A 23,182-nucleotide genomic window follows, 5' to 3' on the forward strand; every position below is an offset into this window, starting at 1 on the left:
AACATACAGGGTGATGAAAACGAGTCGGTTGCGCCGGACGAAATAACGGCGCGGCGGAAAGTCTATTTTCGCCAAGCGATAAAAAAAAGAAACGGCGCTGACCCGCAGAGCAATTTTCCCGCCGCGGGTCAGAAAAGATATGTTAATTCTGCGAATTGCCGACCAATAGCGATCCCGAACTATTGCTGCTGGTTAACGGGCCTGCCTGAGAAGCGCTGAACAAGGTTCCATTACTTTGGTTATTTTTCAAGACCCATACGCGGCCATAATGGTTATAGAAACCCGCCGCATGGCCGGCCTCATGACCGATGCCCTGATAAATATCGAAGTGCTGCCCTTTAATTGCGCCGCCGACATCCAACGCCACCATCAGACGCATTTCATACTTGCCGGTGAACTTCCCGTCATTATCCAATAAGGGAACCTCGGCCAGCAGCGCCGTTCCGGCCGGGATCAGCGAACGGTCGGAAGCTACGGACGCCTTGGCGACCAACGGCACCGCACTCGCCCCTTTCACCGGCGAGGTCATCATCGGTTTGAAAAATACAAAGGACGGATTTTGTTCCAGCAGTTCGCGAACCTCATATTCCGAGTGCTGTTCGGCCCATTGACGAATAGCCTGCATGGACATATCTTCACGCGCCACTTCGCCGCGGTCGATCAGCACTTTGCCGATACTGCGATAGGCGTGGCCATTTTTACCGGCATAACCGTAAAACGTCAGCGGGCGGCCATCGCCGAAATCAATATAGGCGCTGCCCTGTACTTCCATCATGAAGTTATCCACCAGCGAATTAGTCCAGGCGAGGACTAAATCATCGTTCAGCGCGCCGGCGTAAATGGATGCCCGATCCGGCAGCCGACGATTTTTCTTGCCACGGGCCGGCATGGCATACAGCGGGTAGCGAAATTCCCCCTGACGGGTATAGCGGGCTTGCAGAACCGGCGTATAGTAGCCGGTGAACTGCACGTTGCCGAAGTTGTCCACGCCTTCCATTTGCCAGGCGCTCAGGCCAAACTTGCCCAGCTCGCGGGTATCGGCGCCCGACAGCATCCAGTTCTGTATCGCCTGAAAGGTACTATTGTTGCTGGTATACAGATTGGGCGAGGCATTCCTGATTTCAGTAACCTGATCGGCAAAGTCTCTGGCATTGACGGGTTTGCCGGTTGCATTCGGCTCATTCACCAGTTCCAAAGGCTGATTGAGGTGTCCATCTTTATACTGCTGTCCACGATCGGTGGGTCTGGACTGACATCCGGCAAGAATGGCAATCACCACGCCGGTCAGCAAATATTTTCCCCAACATCCTCTCATCTTTTTTGCACTCTCTTTTGACATCGACGGATCCACCGCCGAACGATAACAAACACCTATAGAGAAAGAAACGACGTCCGATAAAAAAGGATAGCAGGAACGGGGACGTCAGGCGGTGAAAATGGCTAGCCTGGTTTATCGACGGGCTGAAGGCGCCGGCCGCATTTTTTAACGCCACCCAGCGGCGGCTCACGGGAAGGCAGGCAGTGGCGCCCGCCGGCAAAAAACCGGCCGGCATGTTTAAAAAACGCCCCATCCGGCGGTAAATTCAGCAACCACTCGGTTTATCTCATATTTTTTGCAAAAAGGGGTTGCATGGAAGCTCATGGAGAGTATAGTGCGCATCCACGGACGCGGGGTGGAGCAGCCTGGTAGCTCGTCGGGCTCATAACCCGAAGGTCGTCGGTTCAAATCCGGCCCCCGCAACCAATTGATGTGAATAGGCCATCAAAAAGAAGAAAGAAGTACGAGATCAAGACGGACGCGGGGTGGAGCAGCCCGGTAGCTCGTCGGGCTCATAACCCGAAGGTCGTCAGTTCAAATCTGGCCCCCGCAACCAATTGATTATCGAAAACTAAGCACCCTTAACGGGTGTTTTTTTTTGCCTGGCGATCGCCTCGCGGGCCGTCGCTGACGCGACGTCAAAAAACTCGCCCGGAAACCTGAGGTTGATGACAAAGCGCGTCGAGCGGTGAGCATGGATAGGTTTGTCAACAGTCTGAAACTTTTGCCTTTCTGACGCTTCCACTGGCGCATGCGTCATTTATACCGCATCGCGTTCGGCGACATCCCCCGTAGTCGATATCACGCTAGCGCCTTGTCTGACTGGCGAAATAGGCTTTGATCCCATCCAGAATCGATTGGGCTATCTGTTGTTGAAACTGGCTGGTGCGCAATTTGCGTTCTTCTTCCAGATTACTGATAAATGCCGTTTCCACCAGAACGGATGGAATATCCGGCGCTTTGAGCACGGCAAACCCAGCCTGGTCGACGCTATTTTTATGCAGCCGGTTCACCTTGCCCAGGCGGGTTAATATTTCCTTACCGAACTTCAGGCTATCATTGATGGTCAGGGTCTGAACCAGGTCAAACATGGTGTGGTCCAGATAACGATCGCCGCTCATGCTCACCCCGCCGATTAAGTCCGATTCGTTCTGCGTCTGCGCCAGAAATCTCGCGGCGGTGCTGGTCGCCCCTTTCTTAGACAGCGCAAATACCGACGACCCCCGCGCGGCGCGGTTGGTAAACGCATCCGCATGAATGGAGATAAACAGGTCGGCTCGCTGCTTACGCGCTTTGGCGACCCGCACGCGTAATGGAATAAACACGTCTTCATTGCGCGTCATATACGCTTTCATATTCGGTTCGCGCTCGATCAAGGTACGTAAACGACGGGCAATTTGCAGCACGATATCTTTTTCGCGGGTTTTATTTTTGCCGATGGCGCCGGGATCCTCGCCGCCGTGGCCGGGATCCAGCATAATGACCAGCGGGCGATCGCGCCCGGCCTTCCCTGCCTGCGGCGCCTCTGCCGGCAACGTCCGCTCCAGATCGCCCTTGTTGTAATCTTCCAACAGCGCCAGCAGCGGATCTTCTTCGTTGTCATAGCGCCCCGGCAGCGGGTAAAGATCCATCACCAGACGATGCCTGAACCCGGCGACCGGACTCAGCGTAAAAATTTTGGCATCAACGCCTTGTTTTAACTCCAGCACCAACCGCACGGTATTTTTATCAAACTGACCGATTCTGGCGTTCTTAACCAACGGATCGTTTTCGTGAAACTGGCTGGAAATCGTCTTCAGGACGCTATTAAGATGAATATTTTCAATATCCACCACAATCCGGTCCGGATTGCCGAGCGTGAACTGCTTATATTTAAGCGGCTGACTGGATTCCAGCGTTACCCGGGTATAGGAAGACGAAGGCCAAACGCGCACGGCAATCACCTGCGCGACAGCGGCCATGCCGACGCCGCTCACACTTAATAGCCAGGTTGCCGCGGCGCTTTGCAGCAGGCGCCGCCGAGTCAGATTGTGATTCGAATGAGACATGCAACTCCAGTCTGATTACAGTGCCAGGGCCAAATGCGGAAAGCATAAATAGTGAAATTGCCGAAAACTTTAACTAATCTCTACTCTGGTGTCATGCAAAAATAATTTTCCCGCATTGTCCCCGGTGTCTCGCAAATGACGACGACATGAAATTTGCGCATGACTTACCCCTTGCCTTTTATCTCACAAAGAATAAAAATACAAAAATTACGAATAAAAATTCAATTAGGAGTCGCAGTGAAGGAGCGTAGTACAGAACTGGTCGAGGGCTTTCGCCACACGGTTCCCTATATCAATACCCACCGTGGCAAAACCTTTGTCATCATGCTGGGTGGTGAAGCCATCGAACATGAAAACTTTACCAATATTATCAACGATATCGGACTACTACACAGCCTGGGAATCAAGCTGGTGGTGGTTTATGGCGCCCGTCCTCAGATCGACAGCAATCTGACAACGCACCACTACGAGCCGCTTTATCATAAAAATATCCGCATCACGGACAGTACGACGTTGGAACTGGTTAAACAGGCCGCCGGGATGTTGCAACTGGACATTACCGCCCGCCTGTCCATGAGCCTGAATAACACGCCGTTGCAAGGCGCGCACATTAACGTCGTCAGCGGAAACTTTATCATCGCTCAGCCGCTCGGCGTGGATGATGGCGTCGACTACTGCCACAGCGGGCGTATTCGCCGTATTGATGAAGATGCCCTGCACCGCCAGCTGGACAATGACGCGATTGTCCTGCTCGGACCGGTAGCGGTTTCCGTCACCGGGGAGAGTTTTAATCTGACTTCCGAGGAAGTCGCCACCCAGTTGGCGATCAAACTGAAAGCGGAAAAAATGATCGGCTTCTGCTCTTCGCAAGGCGTGACCAATGAAGAAGGCAAGATTGTTTCCGAGCTATTCCCGGATGAAGCGCAGCAGCGTATCGAAGCCCTGGAGAAGGAAGGCGATTACCAGTCCGGCACCGTCAGGTTCCTGCGCGGCGCGGTCAAGGCCTGCCGCAGCGGCGTACGTCGCAGCCATCTGATCAGCTATCAGGTCGATGGCGCCTTGCTGCAAGAGCTGTTCTCCCGCGACGGCATCGGCACGCAGATCGTGATGGAAAGCGCCGAACAGGTACGTCGGGCCACGATTAACGACATCGGCGGCATTCTGGAGCTGATTCGTCCGCTGGAACAACAAGGCATTCTGGTCAGACGTTCACGCGAACAGTTGGAAATGGAGATCGATAAGTTCACCGTCGTCGTACGCGATAACCTGACCATTGCCTGCGCCGCGCTCTACCCGTTCCCGGAAGAGAGCATCGGTGAAATGGCCTGCGTAGCGGTACACCCTGACTATCGCAGCTCTTCACGCGGCGATATGTTGCTACAGCGCATCGCCGCGCAAGCGCGTCTGCAAGGGCTGAAAAAGCTTTTTGTCCTCACCACTCACAGTATTCACTGGTTCCAGGAGCGCGGATTTTTGCTGGCTGAAGTAAAAATGCTGCCGAGAAAAAAACAGGAACTGTATAACTACCAGCGCCGTTCTAAAATTCTGGTGCTGGATCTCTGATGTCCATCACCCGGCCCCGTAACAGTCGTCATGCTGCTACGGGGTCGAGGTCGCACGCCATTCCCCTCGCGCACGCCATGTTTTTACGCCGGACTATCGCTTTTATTTTGGCGACGTCAGCGCCATGATGCGCTCTACCAGCCCGCTATGCCGCTGCGTCGGCGTTTTCACCGCCCGGCACAGAATTTTCGTATCCGCATACAGCGACAAACGCCGACGGGCGCGGGTGATGGCGGTATAAACCAGTTCCCGCGTTAATACCGGCAGATATTGGTTCGGCAATACCAGCGCGGTATGCTCGAATTCCGACCCTTGCGATTTATGAACCGTCATGGCGTAGGCGGTATCATGCGGAGGCAACCGGCTCGGCGCCACCGCCTTGGTTTTACCATCAGGCAGTTGGAAATAAACCCGCAGTTCTCCCTGTTCATTCATCATGGCAATGCCAATATCGCCGTTAAATAATCCCAGCAGCGCGTCATTACGCTCGATCATCACCGGCCGGCCGATATACCAGCGATTAAGCGGGTTACGGCTGCGCTGGATCAGGCCGGCTTTATGCAACGCCTGCTCAATGCGTTGGTTGAGTCCCGACACGCCGAACGGCCCTTCACGCAGCGCGCACAACTGGCGATAACGCTGGAAAGCCAGCAGAACCGCTTCCGGCGCGGCGTCGGCGGCAATCAGCCGTAAATAATGCCGGTAGCCGGCGACGCACTGCGCCATCATCTGCTGGTAATCCTCCGTCGCCGCCAGCGGGTCACAGGTGATATCCGTAAATGCGCCGTTCAATACCGCCAGCACCCGTCTATCGTCGCCATTATTCACCGCCAGCGCCAATTGCCCGATGCCGGAATGTTGGTCAAAACGGTAGCTCTTGCGCAGCAAACAAATGCTGTCGCCGACGGTGAGATTTTCATGCCCGTCATCGTCAAGTCGACAGCCCGTCAGCCGCTGTAGCTGTTGCGCTCTTGTCCGACTGTAGCCCGACTCGGCAAAGCGGCAGATATCCCCCAGCACCGCCCCCGCCTCTACCGAAGCCAACTGATCGCGATCGCCCAGAAAGATAACCTTAGCCTGCTCGGGCAGCGCGGCGATCAGGTTCGCCATCATCGGCAGGTCGACCATCGACGCCTCATCCACCACCAGTACGTCAAGGTGCAGCGGATTCCCCTGATGATGGCGCAAGCGCTGGCTGTCGGGTACCGCGCCCAGCAAGCGGTGCAGCGTGGTCGCCTCGTGGGGAAAACAGTCGCGATGCGCCTGGCTCAGCGCGAGGCGGCTTAACGCCGTCCCCAGCGACTCCGTCAAGCGCGCGGCCGCTTTCCCGGTCGGCGCGGCCAGTTGGATACGTAACGCCTTCCCCGCGTTAAGCTGAATCAACGCGGCCAGTAGTCTGGCGACCGTGGTGGTTTTCCCGGTTCCCGGCCCGCCGGAAATAATGGCGATACGCCGGGTCAGCGCGACGGCGGCGGCGATCTTCTGCCAGTCAATTTCGCCGTCGACCGGCGGAAACAGGTCATCGAGCACCGCGCGAATACGCTGCTCGTCGACCGGGCTTGCCTGATATTCACAGGCGATAAAGCGTGCCGTCCGCCCTTCGCTCTGCCAGCTGCGCTGCAAATAGAGGTTATGCTGCTGCAATATCAGCGGCGTCGGACTATCGCCGGCGCCGACCGCCGGGGAAGCCAGCAAACTCCGTCGCCAACCGGCGACGCCCAGGCTGCCGGCCGCCTCCCATACCAACTGCGCCAATTCGCGATCGCGGCCGTCGAACAACCGCGCAGGCTGTAAAGCTTCCAGCGGCAAACAAACATGCCCGGCGCCGGACTGCGCGCTTAAACAAGCCGCGGCCAGCAGCAATTGAGGATTGCCGTCCTCCGCCAACATTCTGGCGAACTGAATATCCAGCGGGCGCAAAAGCCGGCGCTGCAACGCCGTTTCGAGTAGCTCAATCATGGCTGGCATCCTGTATCGGCTCGCCGGCGAACAACCGATCCAATCCGGTGATAAAGGCCGCCGGCGGCCGGAAATAAAACACCCCGTTGCCGGGCGCGTTTTCATCCACGCCGCGTAGAAACAGATAAAATACGCCGCCGAAATGGCGTTCATATTCATAATCGGCAATGCGATGGCGCAAATAGCGGTGCAGCGCCAGACTATAAAGCTGATACTGCAAATCGTAACGATGCTCCGCCATGGCTTGCGTCATGGCGGATTGCGTGTAGGCGCCGGCATCGGCGCCCAGCCAGTTGGATTTGTAGTCCAGCAGGTAATAGCGCCCTGCCCGGCAGAATACCAGATCGATAAACCCTTTCAACATACCTTTGACCTGTTGAAATGATAACGGCGGACACTGGGCCGACAAAGGATCATAGCGTTTCGCCAGCCGATCGAGCTGAGCCGCCTGCATCGGCGCCTGGATCGGCAGATAAAACTGGAGTTCCGCCTGCTTATGTCGGGAGTCCAGCGCGGATAGGGTTATTCCATCCTCGTTAAGCGGCGTGGTCAGCACCGCATTCATCCACTGCCGCAGCGCCGGCAGCCAGATATCTTCCAGTCCTTGCGCGCGCAGCTGTTCGGCCAGCCAGCTTTCATCGACCGGCCGGGTGAAATCCAGCGTCTCGAACAGGCTATGTAAAAATGTGCCGGGAGTTGCGCCGCGCGGGAAAGTATGCGGCGTAAACTGCGTTTCCGGTGCTTCCTGACGCTCGCCCATCGCCTCGATATCCAGACGCGGTATCAGCTCCTGAACGGCGGAAGAGCCGTGTTGCTGCAACCCGGAATAGCTGGTCACCCGCCAGCCATCGCGCAGCGTTCGTTCGCTGCGGCGCGCCAGCAATTCGGCTTTATCCGGCTCATTGGGCCGCCAGGCAAGCGTATCGCCGGGCCGTACCGGCGTTAATACCACGCCATCGCCGGTCATCTCTTCCAGCTCGGCGATCAACGTCGCCGCATCCGCGGCCTCTCCGCGCTGGAGCAAATATCCCAGCGCGCTCTGATGCATATCGCTATTTGCCGCTTTCTTGCGCGAGCGCTGTAGCGGCGCCACGCCGACGCTACAGTGATAGATGGAACGGGTCAGCGCCACATACAGCAAACGCAGATCTTCCGCCAGACGCTCTTCCTCCGCCAGCGTTTGGCTCTCGTCGCTGTTATCCAGATCCAGTAAGGCCTGATAGGTGCTTCTGTCGTGATAAATGCCCTGCGTCTGCTCGCGGAAATTACTGATGAACGGCAGCCAAACCAGCGGATACTCCAACCCTTTGGATTTATGGATAGTGACGATCTGTACCAAATGGCGGTCGCTTTCCAGACGAAGCTGCTGATTATCCGCCTGCGGGTTTGGCTGCGTGATCTGTTGCGACAGCCAGCGCACCAGCGCGTGCTCGCTATCCAGCGCCGAGGACGCGTCCTGCAATAATTCGCCGATATGCAGAATATCCGTCAAACGGCGCTCGCCGTCGGCGCTGGCCAGCAGATTCTCCGCCAGTTGGCGGCGGCTCATCAACGCGCGCAACATCGGGAGCACCCCGCGCTGTTGCCAAAGCGTCCGGTAGCCGACGAACTCATCAACCAGCGCATCCCATACGGCTTCGCTGCGGCTTAACGCATCCAGCGCCGGCGCATCCAATCCCATCAGGGCGGTCGCCATGGCGCTGCGCAACGTTCTTTCCTGCTCCGGCGTCAGCACCGCCTGTAGCAGCCACAGGATGTCGCGGGCCTCCGGCGTGGTGAAAACGCTGTCGCGGTTGGAAAGATAAACCGACGGGATCGACAAACTGCCGAGCGCGTCGCGGATCAGCGCGGCTTCATGACGGCTGCGCACCAGAATGCTCATATCCGACGCCTGCACCAGACGCCGCGTCTTTCCATCTTCCAGCCAGGCCTCGCCGCGCTGACTGGCCGCCAGCCAGTCCCTGATTTGCGCGGCGCATTGCCGGGCCATGAGTTGCTGATAGTCGCCCACGCCGATAGCGTCGTCGCCCGTCAGCCAGAGTTGCAGCGCGGGCTGGGCTTCCCCCGCGATCTTAAAAGCCAGATCGCGTTTCGGCTCCGCCGGGGAAACGGCAAGAAAAGGAATATCCTTAAAGATAAACGGGCTCTCAAGACGCTGAAATAAACGGTTAACCCCATGCACCATCTGGTGTGATGAGCGCCAGTTGGTATCCAGCGTATAATGGGCGCTCACCTCGGCGCGCGCGCGCATATAGGTGAAAATATCGGCGCCGCGAAATGCGTAGATCGCCTGCTTCGGATCGCCGATCAGCAGCAGACCGCATTGCGGCTGCCCAACGTATAGCGTGCGGAAAATCCGGTACTGCTGAGGATCGGTATCCTGAAACTCGTCGATCATCGCCACCGGATAACGTTCCCGAATGGCGCCGGCCAATAGTTCTCCCCCCGGCTGCCGCAACGCTTCATCCAACCGGCTCAGCAAATCATCAAACCCCATCTCCGCCCGCTGGCGCTTTTCCTCGCGCACCGAACGGCGAATTTCGCTCAGCGCCCGCACAATCACCAGATCGCGCAGGGAAAGAGAGGCGTTGAGCAACCTATCGGTCGCCGCAAACACCGGGTGTAGCGGCGCCTCCCCCTTTTTGGTTTTTTCGATCAGCGTCTGCTGGCTAAATCTTTCCAGCTCTTTAGGCAACTGATAATCCTGCGTGGGTTGCTGCGCCCACAGCGTGACTTTTTGCAGCCAGTTAGGCAGATGCTTACTGCTGTAGCTACGCTTGTCCACGCCGGAATCGTTAATCAGCGCCGCCAAATCCGCCGAAGCGGCCAGCCACTGCCGCTTAAACGCATCAATCGTCGCGACGATTTTCTCATGGCGGCTCAGCAGGGTTTCATCATCCTGCGGCGTCGTGCGCAACACCGGCGTTTCACCGTGCAGATAAGGCAGTAGGTCGGCCAGCAAAGATTCCGGCCCGCTCCACGCCTGCCCGACGACGCGCGCCACATCCACCGGCAAGGGGTAGCAATAACGACGCCAGAAATCGGCGCAGGCCTGACGCCGCAACGGCTGTTCATCTTCGATCAGCGCCTGTTCAAACAAAACGCCGGACTCAAAGGCGTTGGTGCTTAACATGCGCTGACAAAAACCATGAATGGTGTAGATCGCGGCCTCGTCCATTTGCCGTTCAGCGGCCAGCAACACATCCGCCGCATCGGCGAGATCCGCGATTTCAACCAGCAGCGTGCTCAGCAACGGATCCTGACTTTCCCCGCGAATACAGGCGATACGCAGAGAATGGATCTTTTCACGGATACGTTCCCGCAATTCTTCGGTGGCGGCCTCGGTGAAGGTGACCACCAGAATTTCCTCGACCAGCAACGACCGGGGATAAGCCGACTCGCCCCCCAACCCCAGCAGCAGTCGTAAATAGAGCGCGGCCAGCGTGTAGGTTTTCCCGGTTCCGGCCGACGCCTCAATCAGCCGCTCGCCAAGCAGCGGCAACGTCAGGACGTTTAGCGATTGCGGCGCGGCAGGCTTCATTTTTCTCCACCCATACTGGCTGAATTCGCGCTATTCAGGGAAGAGCCGCCGGTGGACGTGGCGGCGGCCATCGACGGCGCTTTTTGCAACGGCAGCGTTTTTTGCAGCGAAGACGCATCAGGATAAGTTCGCCACCCCTGCGGCGCGGCATATTCCGCCTTGCCGTGGCGGCTACCGGAGATTTGCGATAACACCGCCAACCCTTCAGGTTTCAACGCCTGATGGAAGAAATCGGCCAGTTGCTCCACCGTTAACGCTTTGGTTTCGGCGATGATCTTCTCGCGCGTATCAAACGCGAAGTTCTCCCGGTTCAGGTCGTTGCGCAAACGGCTGACTTCCTCATTTAGCGTTTGCGGACGCTGATTCAGCTCATTAATCATGCCTTGCTTGTACTGGGCGAACTCTTCCGCGCTCATCGCGCGCAGTCGTTTCTCTGCTTTCTGATAGAAATCCTGATAACGCTGGTACAAATAAGCCGGCTGTTTGCTGTTGCTTTGCAACAGGAAGCCAATCCCCCATTGCCGTCCGACGGACATCGGGAAAGCAAACACCGCATAGCCGAGTTGCTCTTCGGTTCTCAGTTGGTTATAGAACCAGGGCTGAATAATCTGCCCCAGCATTGAGCTGTAGGCCATGCTTTGCGCTTCGCCATATCCGGTCGGAATATAGACCGCCGCCAGCGCAGAGTCGGTGCTGCTCCCCGGTTTTTGCAAGTCGGCCCGCTGCGGCTGACTGACGTTTACCTCGTCGCTGCGCCAAAAATCGTCCCCGTCGCACTGCAAGCGGGCTTTTAAGGTTTGCGCCAGTTCAATCACTTTTTCCGGCAGTAAATTACCCACCACCAGTATTTCCGGCGTGGCTTTTTGCAGCAATAAATTTCGATAATCAATAACGTCTTGCAAACGGATATCTTTTAGCAGACGGCGACGTTCGGCGCGTTCCGTGTAAGGCACCTGCGACAGCGCCTGTATCGGCTGAATGGCCTGTTCAAACGCTTTCGCTTTTTCTACCGAATCCAACTGTTGCAGATACCAGGATTTCGCCTGTTGCAACTGATCTTCCGTCGGTGAAAAAGAGGCATAGCCATCCACCAGCGCCAGCAACAGTTGAGGCAGCCGCTGCGTGTAGCCATTGGCGTTGATCGCCAAACCGTCATGGCTATTGGTTGAGAAACTGATGCCGCCGATTGACGCCTGATAGCTCAGTTCATCCAACGCCAGGCCGGCCAGATAGTCATTGAGCGCGAACAAGACCTGGTTGCGGGCGGTGCTTCGGGCCGCGCTGTTGCGCAAAAGCACGGTGATTTCCGCCCTGGGTTCCTCGGCAAAATAGCGGCTGGGCATATACAACACGCGTAAGCCCGGCTGTTGCAGCAACATTTTCGGAGACGTGATGCGGGTATCCGCCTTGATCAGGGAAAAATCATCGGGGATATAAGGATTTATTGCGGGCAACGTCAGTGAAATCTTCTGCCCCAGATGTCGCCACCGGGCAAAAGTCTCCGCAGGGATGCTGTCGACTTGATAAGGCGCATCGACAAAATAAGCGACTTTATTGTGCGGTTCATTCGGGCTGATTAACCAAATACGGGCATTCTGCGGCGTCATGTAATCCAGCCGCTCGGCTATCGCCGCCGCATCGTATCGATCGGCCAGATACATGGCGTCCAGCGTATGCTCTACCGGCACCCGCAGCATGGTATCCACCAGCCATTCAATATAATCCATGTCGCGGCTAATGGAGGGATAGCGAAAATCCAGATCCAACACGCGCGCGATCTCATCAAAATAGCGCGGCTGAATACCCTCGCGGCGTATCTGTTGCAGATAATTGAATATTGCCGCGATCACTTCGTCGCGCCGCGCCAGGCCTTTGTCCGTCAGGGAGGCGGAAATCGAAAACACGCCGCCGTTGCGATCGATAACCGGATCCGCGCCGGCGCCGATGGACTCGACCAACCCTTCCTTCTGTAGCCAGTCGGATAAGGTGTTCTGGCTGCGGTTACCGATCAGATAACTGATATAGGTATCCGTTTTACTGCGGAACGCCTGACTGTTGTTATCGACGCGGAACTCAATGCGCAACTGTTTGCGCGGCTGCGCCGGAACATAGTGGATCATGATGCCGCGCTGTTGTTGCGTGGTCGCCGGGACGGCGATCGGCGCGACTTCGGCATCATGATTGGCGATGCGGCCAAAGGTTTGCGCCGCCAGTTTCGCCAGCGACGGCAACGGCTGATTACTGTAAATCACGCCTTTCATCAGATTGGCCGAGTAATAGCGCTGATAAAACTTCACCAGCTCGTCGTGCAGCTTGCTGCCGGGCTTATCGCTCAGGGTTTCCAGGTTGCCGCCGGAAAAACGCGAGCTGGGATGCGCGGGATTCAGCGTCTCCGCGCCGATCTGCGCCATCCGATGACCGTCGCTGGAACGCGCCATCGTCAATTCCGCATTCACCGCATGCCGTTCGCGATCGGCGTTGGCCGGGTCGAGCAGGGGTTCGGCAATCGCATCGGCCAGACGATCGACCGCCGGTTGCAGCGCATCGTTTTCCACTTCCAGATAAAACGCCGTGCGGTAGGAAGCCGTACTGGCGTTGTGGCTGCCGCCGTGTTTTTTCAGGAATTCGGCCAGGGCTTCCGGCTGCGGATAGCGTTTGGAACCCATCAAAACCATATGTTCAAGATAATGCGCCAGCCCCAACTGGCTATCCGGATCCTCCAGCGAACCGACCGGCAACGCCAGCGACGCCAGCGACTTGGTCGCCTGCGGATCGGAAACCAACAGGACGGTCATCCCGTTGTCCAGCTTTATCGCCTGATACTGACGAGGATCTTTCTCACTCTTACGAATGGTTTGAGCCAGAGGCTGCCAACCGCTCTCGGCCCAACTTAACGGCAGCCAGAAAGTGAATAAAAAAAACAATCCGGTAATCCAGACAAACTGCTTGCGCATGTAATTCTCCATAGCCTTCACGTCACTCACTCAATATCACCTTTATTTTTCAAGCGGCTGATATGTCGGCTTCCTCTTGAAATCTATCGGGTATGAATCAAACCAGATTAGAACGGATTGGCGGCAGTAACCAGATTTGCGCCGCGGCAATAATTTCGTCCATGCGTTTGGCATCCAATTCACGGATAATCCGCTGTAGGTAGTAATCCTCGCCCTCGCCGATCACCCCCATATTACCTTGCCAGGCCTGTAGCAGCCTGGCGCGCGCCTTGGCTTGCGCGTCGTCGTCCCATTGAATGCCGCCGCTTTCCCGGTCATAGCATTGGGATAACCACGCGCTGCCCGACTTATTGAGCAGCAGCAGCGGTTTATTCATCCCTTGCTGATAGCCAGACAGCATCAGTTGCAGAGACTCCCGCGCCTGTTCAACGGGCATGGCGGCAAAACGCCAGGCGGTGTTGTCGCGACCGAACATCCGGCTGTCGCCCTGACCGCCGGCCAGACAATAGACCAGATGTTCCAACCACAGCGTCATGCCGTCCGTCATCGACAGTTTGCCCGGACGCCAGCGCAGCAAACCGTCATGCTGCACCTGAGCCAGCCAACCGCTGACGCGAACGCCGTCAAGCTGGATATCCACCTCCAGACTGCCGGCTTTCCCCGGCGCCAGCTCTTCGCGGATACGCTCGGCCAGCGCCGACATCTCCTGCTGCTGCGCCTGCCAGTATAGTTCGCCGAATGCGCCGTACGGCAGCCCGCCCGCCGCGCGGACCCGCCGGTATAGTCGATCCGGTTCGCCCTGCTCTATCAGGGTATTAAGCAGCTCGGCGTTCAGTTGATAACGGCTCAGGTTATCCACGATAAACGGCTCTTCATCAAGCAGTTCGTCATTTTGCAGCATGAAGCTGACGCCCAGACGCAGTTGGAAAAACGCCCGTACGGGATGACGATAGAAGCGTTTCAGATCGTCCAGACTGACGTCGAGATAACGCTCCTCAGGCAGTTCCCGATCGAATTCGGGTTGCGATTGCCCCTGTCGATTCGCCGCCGCCAGCCACTCGGCGGCAAAACTTTGCGGCCGAGGCGGAAGAAAGTTGCGCTCATCGAACGGCATGCGGCTATGTTCGTGGCATAGATGGCGGGCGACGCGCGCCGCGCTGGTGTCGATATCGCAGTCCCGGTCAGCCGGCAGAGCATGACTTTGCGCAATGTATTCAACCAGTTCACTGACCAATACGGAAGGATAACGACGGGTATTATCCTGTATCGAACGTCCGATATAGCTGATATAGAGCTTGTGCTGCGCCGAAAGCAGCGCCTCCAGAAACAGATAGCGATCGTCGTCCCGTCGGCTGCGATCGCCGCGCTGAATTTTCCGCCCCATCAGATCGAACCCTAGCGGCGGTAACGTCCGCGGATATACGCCGTCGTTCATGCCCAGCAGACACACGACCTTGAACGGAATGGAACGCATCGGCATCAGGGTACAAAAATTGATGGCGCCGGCCAGGAAACGCTGGCTCAGCCGTTCCTGATCGAGCCTGTGGGAAAGCTCATCGCGCAGCAGCGAAACCGGCACAAGATGCGGATAACCGGCGTCGCCGCCGGTGCTGATAACCTGTTGCCACTGTTTTTCGATCAGCGCCAGCGCGGCTTCGGTATCGCTGTCCGCCGCAAAGAAGGTATCAATCAATTGACGGCACAACGGCAGCCAGTCGGTCAGGGTGCGGGATTGCTGCAAACGGTGCCGCCATTGATTAAGCTGCATCAGCAATTCGGCCAGTTGACCGGCCAGCTCGGCGACCAAACCGTTGGATTCGTCATAGGGCAGCACGCCGCGCCAGTCGCCGGCATGGCTGTCCATGGCGTAGCCCAGCAGCATGCGCGTCAGGCCGAAACGCCAGGTATGCTGTCCGGTCGCCGGCAGCATCAATTCCCGCACGTTGTCATCATCCAGTCCCCAGCGAATGCCGGACTCCACCACCCACAGCCGTAAGCGCCGCAGCCCTTCTTCCTGAATGCCGAAACGCGCGGCCAGCGCCGGCACCTCCAGCAAAGCCAGTACCTGCTCGGCGGTAAATCGACTATTGGGTAAATCGAGCAGGCTGATGACCGCCTGTAATGCCGGATGGGCGTGTCGCGCCCGCCGATCGGAAATGGCGAAAGGCAGATAGCGGTCTTCGGCGGCATTGCCGAACACCGCCTGAATAAAGGGCGTATAGCTGTCGATATCCGCCATCATGACGATAATATCGCGCGGCGTGAGCTCCGGGTTATCGGCCATCATCGCCAGCAGTTGGTCGTGCAGCACCTCAACTTCACGCTGCGGACTGTGACAGGCATGCAAATCAATGGATCGATCGTCGGGCGCCAACAGGCGCTTTTGGCCGCTGGTTTCCAAAGAATCCTTGCTGAACGCCACCGCGCAATGATCCTCCAGCTCCAGGATATCGCGCTGTATTCTTTGCAACAGATTACCCTTGTCCAGTTCGACGAACGCATCCACTTCCCGCACATCATCAAGTTCCGCAAGCAGATAAAGGTGATCGCGGCCTAACTTGCCCCAGGACGCCAGCAGCGGGTTATTCACCTGTTGCCGCCCTTCCGGGTCAAACAGAGAATCGGCCTGCTGCGGATCGCGAAACAGCGGCCGATAATCCTCCGCTTGCGCGTTATCCCGGCAGTGCAGCCGACGCCGGCGGGTTTTCAGCCTGGCTAAAAATTTATAATCCTGAATGTCGCTCCAGTAATCGCGGCACGGGTTGGTAAACAGCAGATGCACGTCAATATGCCGCGCCAGCGCCCGCAAGGCCTGCAAATACACCGGCGGTAAGGCGGAAATCCCGCAGATAAACATCCGCGGCGGCAATCCCGGCGGACAGCTCGTCGCCTGATCCAGCTTTTTGATAAAACGCTGAAGCAAATTAGCATGATGCCACTCCGGCTGCCCCAGCTCGCGGGTATAGTTCAGCAGCGCGCGCCAGCAGGCCGACTGCCAGGGTTGATTGCCCCCCAGACCGTCGACCTGCCGCCCCTGCCGCCACTCTTCAATCCATTTTGGACGATAGATCAGATATTGATCGAAAAGATCGGCGATGCGCCCGGCAAGCTGGTGCAGTTTACGCTGGTCGTCATCATCCTGTAGATAGTGGCTCAGCGCGGCGAACTCCGGCTGCTGTAGCTGCTCCGGCAACAGATGCATCAATTTCCAGGTCATGGCGTCTTTGCTGAAAGCGCTTTCCTTTGGGATATCGGGCAGTACAAGGCGGCACATCTCCCACAGAAAAACGCCCGGCAGCGGAAAATGGATATTGGCGGCAATGCCGAAATGTTCAGCCAGCTCAATTTGCAGCCACTGCGCCATGCCAGGGCTTTGCACCAACACCACTTCCTGCTGAAAGGGATCTTCCAGCGGCTGACGTTTAATCAGCTCGACCATCAGCAGTTTTAAGATATCAAGCTGATTTGAATGATAAACCGTGAACATTCTGGCTCCTGTCTTGCTGATTCTTTATCCCCTCGGCCGGCTGAGCGCGGCTTTCCATGCTCGATGGGATGATTGCCCGCCCGTTACGGATGAGCGAATGCCGCCGAAGCCGTGGCCGGCTGACAAAACCAACGGGTGAGTTGCGCCTGATACTGTCGCGGCGTGACCGCCGTCGCCGTTACCCTGATACAATCGGCGCTTTGCGCCTGTTCCAGCAGATTAAAGCGCCATCCGCTGCCCGGCGCCGCGACGACGGTATCGTGCCGCATTCCGGCTTCATAAGCATCCAACTGCTGAGAAACCAGACGCCAAGCCTGTCGCTGTTGCCACTGATGTTGAAAAGCGCGTTGCAAGACGTCATGGTATTGCAACAGGCCCAACAGCGACACCGCAAACAACAACGCCGCCGCCAGCGTTTCCGGCAAGCTGAAACCGTTTTGCGGCGACGATCGGCGATGACTTGCCTTATTCCGCGTCGGCACAGCGCATCCTATCCTTATCCGGGCAAAAATCCAGCCAGCCACGCGCTACCGGCTGAAGCGTAACATGCCCCGCCGCCGACGTTAAGGCGACGACCCGCCGATATACCATCAGCGGACGCGGCGATGCTGGCATTGGCCCCTCTGCGCGCAGCAGCCATTGCTCCTCGTCGGAGGCCTTTCTCAGACAGGCCTTCAGCGCTTCCGTTGCAAGCGCCTGACATTGCCAACCGGCCTGCGCGTCTCGCCAACGCAGGCTCTGCGCCCAATTCAGGGAGGATAACGCCTGATTAAAGGCCCGCAGATAGTGCCGCTCGTCATTCGCCGTTCGCATTGCGGCATCAAGCTGACGTTGCAGGCCGGACATTAACAGTAGTCCAACGATGGATATCAGCATAATCATCGCCAGCGTGCCGCCGCCGGACTGGGCGCATTTTTTCATTGATTACGCCCCATAATCAAACGGGAGACCGTTTGCCGAATAATCGGCCGTTTGCTCCAGTAGCCGGCCAGCTGTAGCCGATACAGCGTTGCGCCGGGGCGATCGTTCAGACGTTGTATGCGAAATAGCGTGAGCGTCACCTCTTGCGGGTCAAACAGTTTTTCCCAGCGATCGCCCTGACAGGTATGCGCCCCGCTCTGGATCTCCAGCGCGCCGGCCCGCAGGCGATAACCGAAAGATTCTTCCTGCTGTTCGCCGCCATCCCAATTGCCGTTGCGGTTCAGATCATACGACACATTGAGGCAACTTTGCGCCATTTCCCCCGGATACCTCCCGATGCTGAGCGCCCGTCCCTGACAGGCGCCGGCGCAGAACCCCGCGCGCCGCACCTCTTTTTCAATGCCGGAGACGGCCTGGCTGAATAGCTGTTCCAGCCTGAAATATTGGGCGCTATTCTGACTTTTGGCGCGCAGCAGCGGATAGAGCTGCGCCGCAGACAGCATAATCAGGCTGCCCAGACTTAGCGCCAGCAGAATTTCCGGCAGGGTAAACCCGCGCTGCGCCATGTTTAACATAAAGGAATAGCCAGAACCTGCCGCGTTTCGCTGCACAGCCGCAGGCGCCCGCGCACCGATATCACCAGGCGCACTTTTCCCGCCGGATTCGACAGCGTGATATGGCCTGACTGAGCGGCATTGCGCAGACCATAAAAAGCGAACACCCCGCTGGTGGACTCGGTGAGCGCCAGGTCTTTGGACATTCGCGTAAATTGTCGTCCGCTATCGTCGCAACAGCCGCCGCCTTCGGCACAGCCCGATGCTGCGCGCTCGCCGTTCTCATCGCTCTCCATACACCAATATTCTCCCTGTTGCGCCAGCCGGACAGTCAGCGTTTCATTGCGCCAATACGCCTGCGCCTGAACCCGGTTTAAAAAATCCAGCAATTGCTGCGCGCCTTGCTCCAGACGCAGCGCCTGTCGATAACCGCTCCAGGTATGCAGGCCGCCGCCGGCCAGTAACGCCACGATCGTCATCACCACTAATAATTCCAGCAAGGTGAATCCCCGCGCTGCTCGACTGATGGTTTTCATGCTGAAAGTGTAGGGATTTTAGCGAGTGAAAACAGCGAATTAACTGTTTTCTCCGTAGCGATGCGCAATATTTGTCTGCAACGATGAAAAGGCTGAAAAACGATGCGGGAAGATGGGAAAAAAGGCCGCGCAGGCGGCCTTTCAGAGCATTTTAGACAGGCTAGCAAAGACCGGTTTACGCTACGACATCAAATCGCCACCGGCGCTTTAATCGCCGGATGGGGTTCGTAACCTTCGATTTCAAAATCTTCAAAACGGTAATCAAACAGCGTATCAGGCCGGCGTTTAATCACCAGTTTCGGCAGAGCGCGCGGTTCGCGGCTTAGTTGCAGCTGCGTTTGTTCCATATGGTTGTTGTAGAGATGCGTATCCCCGCCCGTCCAGACAAAATCCCCGACGGCCAGATCGCACTGCTGCGCGACCATATGCACCAACAGCGCATAGCTGGCGATATTGAAAGGCAGTCCAAGGAAGACATCGCACGAACGCTGATAAAGCTGGCAGGACAATTTACCGTCAGCGACGTAGAACTGGAAAAACGCATGACAGGGCGCCAGCGCCATCTTGTCCAGTTCGCCGACGTTCCAGGCGGAAACGATAATGCGCCGGGAGTCGGGATCCTGTTTCAACTGAGTCAGCACATTTTTCAGCTGATCGATCTGGCGCCCGTCGGCCGCGCCCCAGGAACGCCACTGTTTACCATAGACCGGGCCGAGATCGCCGTTCTCATCCGCCCATTCGTCCCAAATACTGACTTTGTTATCATGCAGATACGCCACGTTGGTATCGCCCTTCAGGAACCACAGCAGTTCATGAATAATGGAACGCAGATGGCAACGTTTGGTGGTTACCAGCGGAAACCCTTCCTGCAAATTGAAACGCATCTGATGACCGAAAATCGACACCGTACCCGTGCCTGTGCGATCGGCTTTCGGCGTTCCTTCATCGAGCACTTTTTTCATCAGATCCAGATACTGTTTCATACTACCTCACCACGAATATTAAAAAATTACGTCTGACTATTGCCGGGCTGGCTGACGTCGATAGGCCCAGACCATCATCAGGATACCCGCTATCACCATCGGCAACGACAAGATCTGCCCCATACTGAAGATATTACTGAACAGCCCCAGTTGCGCGTCCGGCTGGCGGAAAAATTCCGTAATGATGCGGAAAACGCCGTAGCCGATCAGGAACAGCCCGGAAACGCTGCCCATCGGGCGCGGTTTACGGATAAACAGATTCAATATGATAAACAGCGCGATGCCCTCAAGCGCCATCTGATACAGCTGAGAGGGATGGCGCGGCAGCATGCCGTACTGGTTGAACATGGCCTGCCATTGCGGATTGCCGGCCGCCAGCGCCAGATCTTCACTGCGCGATCCCGGAAACAGCATCGCCCACGGCGTATCGGTGGTCACGCGTCCCCACAGTTCGCCGTTAATAAAGTTGCCCAGGCGCCCGGCCCCCAGGCCAAACGGGATAAGCGGCGCAATGAAATCAGCCACCTGGAAGAAATGACGTTTCGTGCGGCGAGCGAACCACAGCATCACGCAGATGACGCCGACCAGACCGCCATGGAACGACATACCGCCGTCCCAGACTTTGAATAAATAGAGCGGATTTTCCAAAAACGACGGGAACGCATAGAACAAGACATAGCCCAGGCGACCGCCGACAAACACCCCGAGGAAGCCCATATACAACAGGTTTTCAACTTCATCCCTCTTCCAGCCGCTGCCGGGTTTGTTGGCCCGGCGAATAGCCAGCCACATGGCAAACACAAACCCAACCAAATACATCAGTCCATACCAGTGTAAGGCCACAGGTCCAATGGAAAAAATCACCGGATCAAACTGAGGAAACGCCAGATAGCTCGTCGTCATCGTTCACCACATATTTTGTTGTATTGTCCCCGGGCAGGGAATATTGATCGGTTAAGACGGGGCGTTCGCCAGCCAACCGAGGTGGCGAATCATAACATAGCGCGCCGAATCCGGTGGTTATCCGTATAGGAAAAGTTCTGTAAAGCATTTACGATCCGCCGTTTAGCGACCGCCGCGAATCAAACCGCCCAGCCCGCGTTCTTCAATAAAAATTGAGGCCCATTGCCGGACTTCCTTGGCGCTCTGGGCTTGCAACAGCTTGTGCGCCAGCGTTCGCACCTCGGCTAATTCGATCTGCCGCAGCAGATATTTAATGCGCGCGACGCTGCGCCCATTCATGCTGAGCGAGCGATATCCCAACCCCATCAGCATTAAGGCGCCCAGCGGTTCGCCGGCCATCTCGCCGCACACAGAGCACGGAATGTTATGACGGAGACACTCGGTGGCAATGATATGCAATACCTGGAGCATCGACGGATGCAGGCTGTCATACAGCGAAGCCACATGGGTGTTGTTACGATCCGCCGCCAGTAAATACTGCGTCAGGTCGTTGGAGCCGACGGAAACAAAGTCGACGCGGGATGCCAGATGCGGCAGCAGAAAAACCATGGACGGCACTTCGATCATGATGCCGATGCGCGGTTTAGGCTGCGGGAATCCCATCAGCTCTTCCACTTCGCTTATCGCCTGTTCGATCAAACCGCGGGCCTCGTCGATTTCATCCAGGCTGCTGACCATCGGCAATAAAATATTCAAATTGCCGATATGCGCATTCGCACGCAGCATGGCGCGAATTTGGATTAAAAATATTTCCGGCTGATCGAGGGTGATGCGAATACCGCGCCAGCCAAGACAAGGGTTCTCTTCACTGATGGGCAAATAAGGCAAGGGCTTATCCGCGCCGATATCCAACGTGCGCAACGTCACCGGACGCGTCGGATAGAGTTGCAACATACTCTGATATTGCGCCGTCTGTTCATCTTCGGACGGAAAGCCGCTTTGCAGCATGAACGGGATCTCGGTGCGATACAGCCCTACCCCATCAACCTGATTAATGTAGAATTTCTCATGATCCGTGCTTAACCCGGCATTCAGCATCACTTTGACACGCTCACCGCTTTTCAAGGCGGCCGGGCGCTCAACGTCATCTTCGGCTAAACGCGTTAACTCATGCTCTTCAACCAACAGCCGCTGATATTCCTGCACCAGCGCCGGTTCGGGATCCACCAGCAGCTCGCCGCGATAACCATCGATAATCAGTAAACGTTGATTAAGCTGATCCGGTTCAATATCGACGCCGACCAGGGTAGGGATCCCCATGGCGCGCGCCAGAATCGCCGCATGCGAATTCGCCGCGCCGTCGGATACCACGACGCCCGCCAGCCGTTCCTGCGGCAGTTCCGCCAACAGCGTCGCCGTCAGCTCATCGGCAACCAGAATAAAGCGTTCAGGCCATTGCCCGATACTTTGCGCGTTATCGTCAAGGTGGAACAGCAGCCGTTGCCCTAATGCGCGCAAGTCGCCGGCGCGTTCCCGCAGATAGGTATCCTGCAAATTGGAAAACTGCGCGGCGAAACGTTCAATCACCAGCTTGACGGCCCACTCCGCCGCATTACCGGCATCCACTTCCTGAAACAGCTCGCGCTTGAGGCGCGCATCGTTCAGCAAGTGGGTGTACAAATCAAAAATGGCGGCGCTCTCTTTTTGCGCGCCGGCGCTGAAACGCTTGCTGAAGCGGCGGAACTCCGTCGTCGCTTCTTCCAAAGCCTGCGTTAATCTCCCTCGCTCCCGCTCGCTATTCAGACTGGAAGCCGGGAAAACATGTTCCAGCGAAGGCTGGCTACAGTCGCACCAGCCCGGCGCCAGCGCGACGCCGGGCGAGGCCGCCAGCGCCTTTATCCGCGCCTGACGGTAGCGGCCAAACAAGGTTTTAATCTGCGACAGGGAAAGGATGGCCGCCATCTGCGTCGCCAGCGTGACCATAAACGACTCTTCGTTTTTATCAAACTGACGATGCTCGCGCTGCTGCACCACCAAAACGCCCAGCAACTGGCGGCGGTGAATAACCGGCACGCCCAGAAAAGAGCGGAAATGCTGTTCTTGTACGGCGGGAATATATTTGAAGCTGGGATGAGCGCGGGCATCGGCCAGGTTAATCGGCTCGGCGCGCTGTCCCACCAGCCCGACCACGCCTTGTCCGAAGGCGAGCGTGACGGCGCGTCCGCGCGGTTTTTTCAATCCGCGCGTCGCCATCAGGTAGTAACATTGATGATCGTGATCGGCCAGATAAATTGAACAGACTTCCGTGTCCATTGCCTGGCAGGTTTCATTGACCAGAATTTCCAGCGCATCATTAAGGCGGGCCGCCGCCGCTACTTTTTCGACAATTTCTCGCAAGCGCGTGAGCATGATGAG

The 23,182-nt window shown here is 56.9% G+C and carries 14 protein-coding genes and 2 tRNA genes; 3 read left to right on the forward strand and 13 right to left on the reverse strand.

The annotated features are described in order from the left end of the window. Positions 1 to 142: 142 nt before the first annotated feature. On the reverse strand, positions 143 to 1,315 hold the full coding sequence (mltA, locus tag ABRZ26_RS07675; protein ID WP_319603706.1) for a murein transglycosylase A: 1,173 nt from the start codon (positions 1,313 to 1,315) through the stop codon (positions 143 to 145). 352 nt (positions 1,316 to 1,667) lie between these two features. Between mltA and ABRZ26_RS07680 the strand changes: the two genes are divergently transcribed. Then, positions 1,668 to 1,744, forward strand: a tRNA-Met gene (locus ABRZ26_RS07680). Between the two features lie 53 nt (positions 1,745 to 1,797). Next, positions 1,798 to 1,874: transfer RNA gene (locus ABRZ26_RS07685), tRNA-Met, on the forward strand. A 250-nt stretch (positions 1,875 to 2,124) separates the two neighbouring features. Here ABRZ26_RS07685 and amiC read toward each other — a convergent pair. Beyond that, a complete protein-coding gene (gene amiC, locus ABRZ26_RS07690; RefSeq protein ID WP_319603656.1) occupies positions 2,125 to 3,366 on the reverse strand; it encodes an N-acetylmuramoyl-L-alanine amidase AmiC in 1,242 nt (413 codons plus the stop codon). Between the two features lie 237 nt (positions 3,367 to 3,603). Between amiC and argA the strand changes: the two genes are divergently transcribed. After that, a complete protein-coding gene (argA, locus tag ABRZ26_RS07695) occupies positions 3,604 to 4,929 on the forward strand; it encodes an amino-acid N-acetyltransferase (RefSeq protein ID WP_319603657.1) in 1,326 nt (441 codons plus the stop codon). Between the two features lie 102 nt (positions 4,930 to 5,031). Here argA and recD read toward each other — a convergent pair whose 3' ends face one another. The 11 genes from recD to ptsP all read right to left on the reverse strand — a co-directional run bounded on the left by recD (position 5,032) and on the right by ptsP (position 23,176). Further along, a complete protein-coding gene (gene recD / locus ABRZ26_RS07700; protein WP_319603658.1) occupies positions 5,032 to 6,888 on the reverse strand; it encodes an exodeoxyribonuclease V subunit alpha in 1,857 nt (618 codons plus the stop codon). Beyond that, positions 6,881 to 10,429, reverse strand: coding sequence for an exodeoxyribonuclease V subunit beta (recB, locus tag ABRZ26_RS07705; protein WP_319603659.1), 3,549 nt, complete (start codon positions 10,427 to 10,429; stop codon positions 6,881 to 6,883). The genes recD and recB overlap by 8 nt, the downstream gene beginning before the upstream one ends. Continuing rightward, positions 10,426 to 13,383 carry a pitrilysin gene (ptrA, locus tag ABRZ26_RS07710; protein ID WP_319603707.1) on the reverse strand — a complete coding sequence of 986 codons (2,958 nt, stop codon included), beginning with the start codon at positions 13,381 to 13,383 and terminating at the stop codon, positions 10,426 to 10,428. Before ptrA ends, recB begins: the two co-directional genes overlap by 4 nt. 97 nt (positions 13,384 to 13,480) lie before the next feature. After that, positions 13,481 to 16,870: an exodeoxyribonuclease V subunit gamma gene (recC, locus tag ABRZ26_RS07715; RefSeq protein ID WP_319603660.1), complete on the reverse strand. Its 3,390-nt coding sequence runs from the start codon at positions 16,868 to 16,870 to the stop codon at positions 13,481 to 13,483. A gap of 83 nt (positions 16,871 to 16,953) precedes the next feature. After that, positions 16,954 to 17,352 carry a prepilin-type N-terminal cleavage/methylation domain-containing protein gene (locus ABRZ26_RS07720; RefSeq protein ID WP_319603661.1) on the reverse strand — a complete coding sequence of 133 codons (399 nt, stop codon included), beginning with the start codon at positions 17,350 to 17,352 and terminating at the stop codon, positions 16,954 to 16,956. Beyond that, positions 17,336 to 17,791: a YgdB family protein gene (locus ABRZ26_RS07725; protein WP_319603662.1), complete on the reverse strand. Its 456-nt coding sequence runs from the start codon at positions 17,789 to 17,791 to the stop codon at positions 17,336 to 17,338. The genes ABRZ26_RS07720 and ABRZ26_RS07725 overlap by 17 nt, the downstream gene beginning before the upstream one ends. Next, positions 17,788 to 18,366, reverse strand: a complete 579-nt coding sequence (locus ABRZ26_RS07730) for a prepilin peptidase-dependent protein (protein WP_319603663.1) — start codon at positions 18,364 to 18,366, stop codon at positions 17,788 to 17,790. The genes ABRZ26_RS07725 and ABRZ26_RS07730 overlap by 4 nt, the downstream gene beginning before the upstream one ends. Continuing rightward, positions 18,360 to 18,881 carry a prepilin peptidase-dependent protein gene (locus ABRZ26_RS07735; RefSeq protein ID WP_319603664.1) on the reverse strand — a complete coding sequence of 174 codons (522 nt, stop codon included), beginning with the start codon at positions 18,879 to 18,881 and terminating at the stop codon, positions 18,360 to 18,362. The genes ABRZ26_RS07730 and ABRZ26_RS07735 overlap by 7 nt, the downstream gene beginning before the upstream one ends. Before the next feature lie 188 nt (positions 18,882 to 19,069). Next, positions 19,070 to 19,864, reverse strand: a complete 795-nt coding sequence (gene thyA / locus ABRZ26_RS07740) for a thymidylate synthase (RefSeq protein WP_319603665.1) — start codon at positions 19,862 to 19,864, stop codon at positions 19,070 to 19,072. A gap of 36 nt (positions 19,865 to 19,900) precedes the next feature. After that, positions 19,901 to 20,767: a prolipoprotein diacylglyceryl transferase gene (lgt, locus tag ABRZ26_RS07745; protein ID WP_319603666.1), complete on the reverse strand. Its 867-nt coding sequence runs from the start codon at positions 20,765 to 20,767 to the stop codon at positions 19,901 to 19,903. A 162-nt stretch (positions 20,768 to 20,929) separates the two neighbouring features. Further along, positions 20,930 to 23,176 carry a phosphoenolpyruvate--protein phosphotransferase gene (gene ptsP, locus ABRZ26_RS07750; protein WP_319603667.1) on the reverse strand — a complete coding sequence of 749 codons (2,247 nt, stop codon included), beginning with the start codon at positions 23,174 to 23,176 and terminating at the stop codon, positions 20,930 to 20,932. Between the last annotated feature and the right edge of the window lie 6 nt (positions 23,177 to 23,182).

The organism is Brenneria sp. L4-2C (genome assembly GCF_040240335.1).
In the GTDB taxonomy this organism is placed as follows: domain Bacteria; phylum Pseudomonadota; class Gammaproteobacteria; order Enterobacterales; family Enterobacteriaceae; genus Brenneria.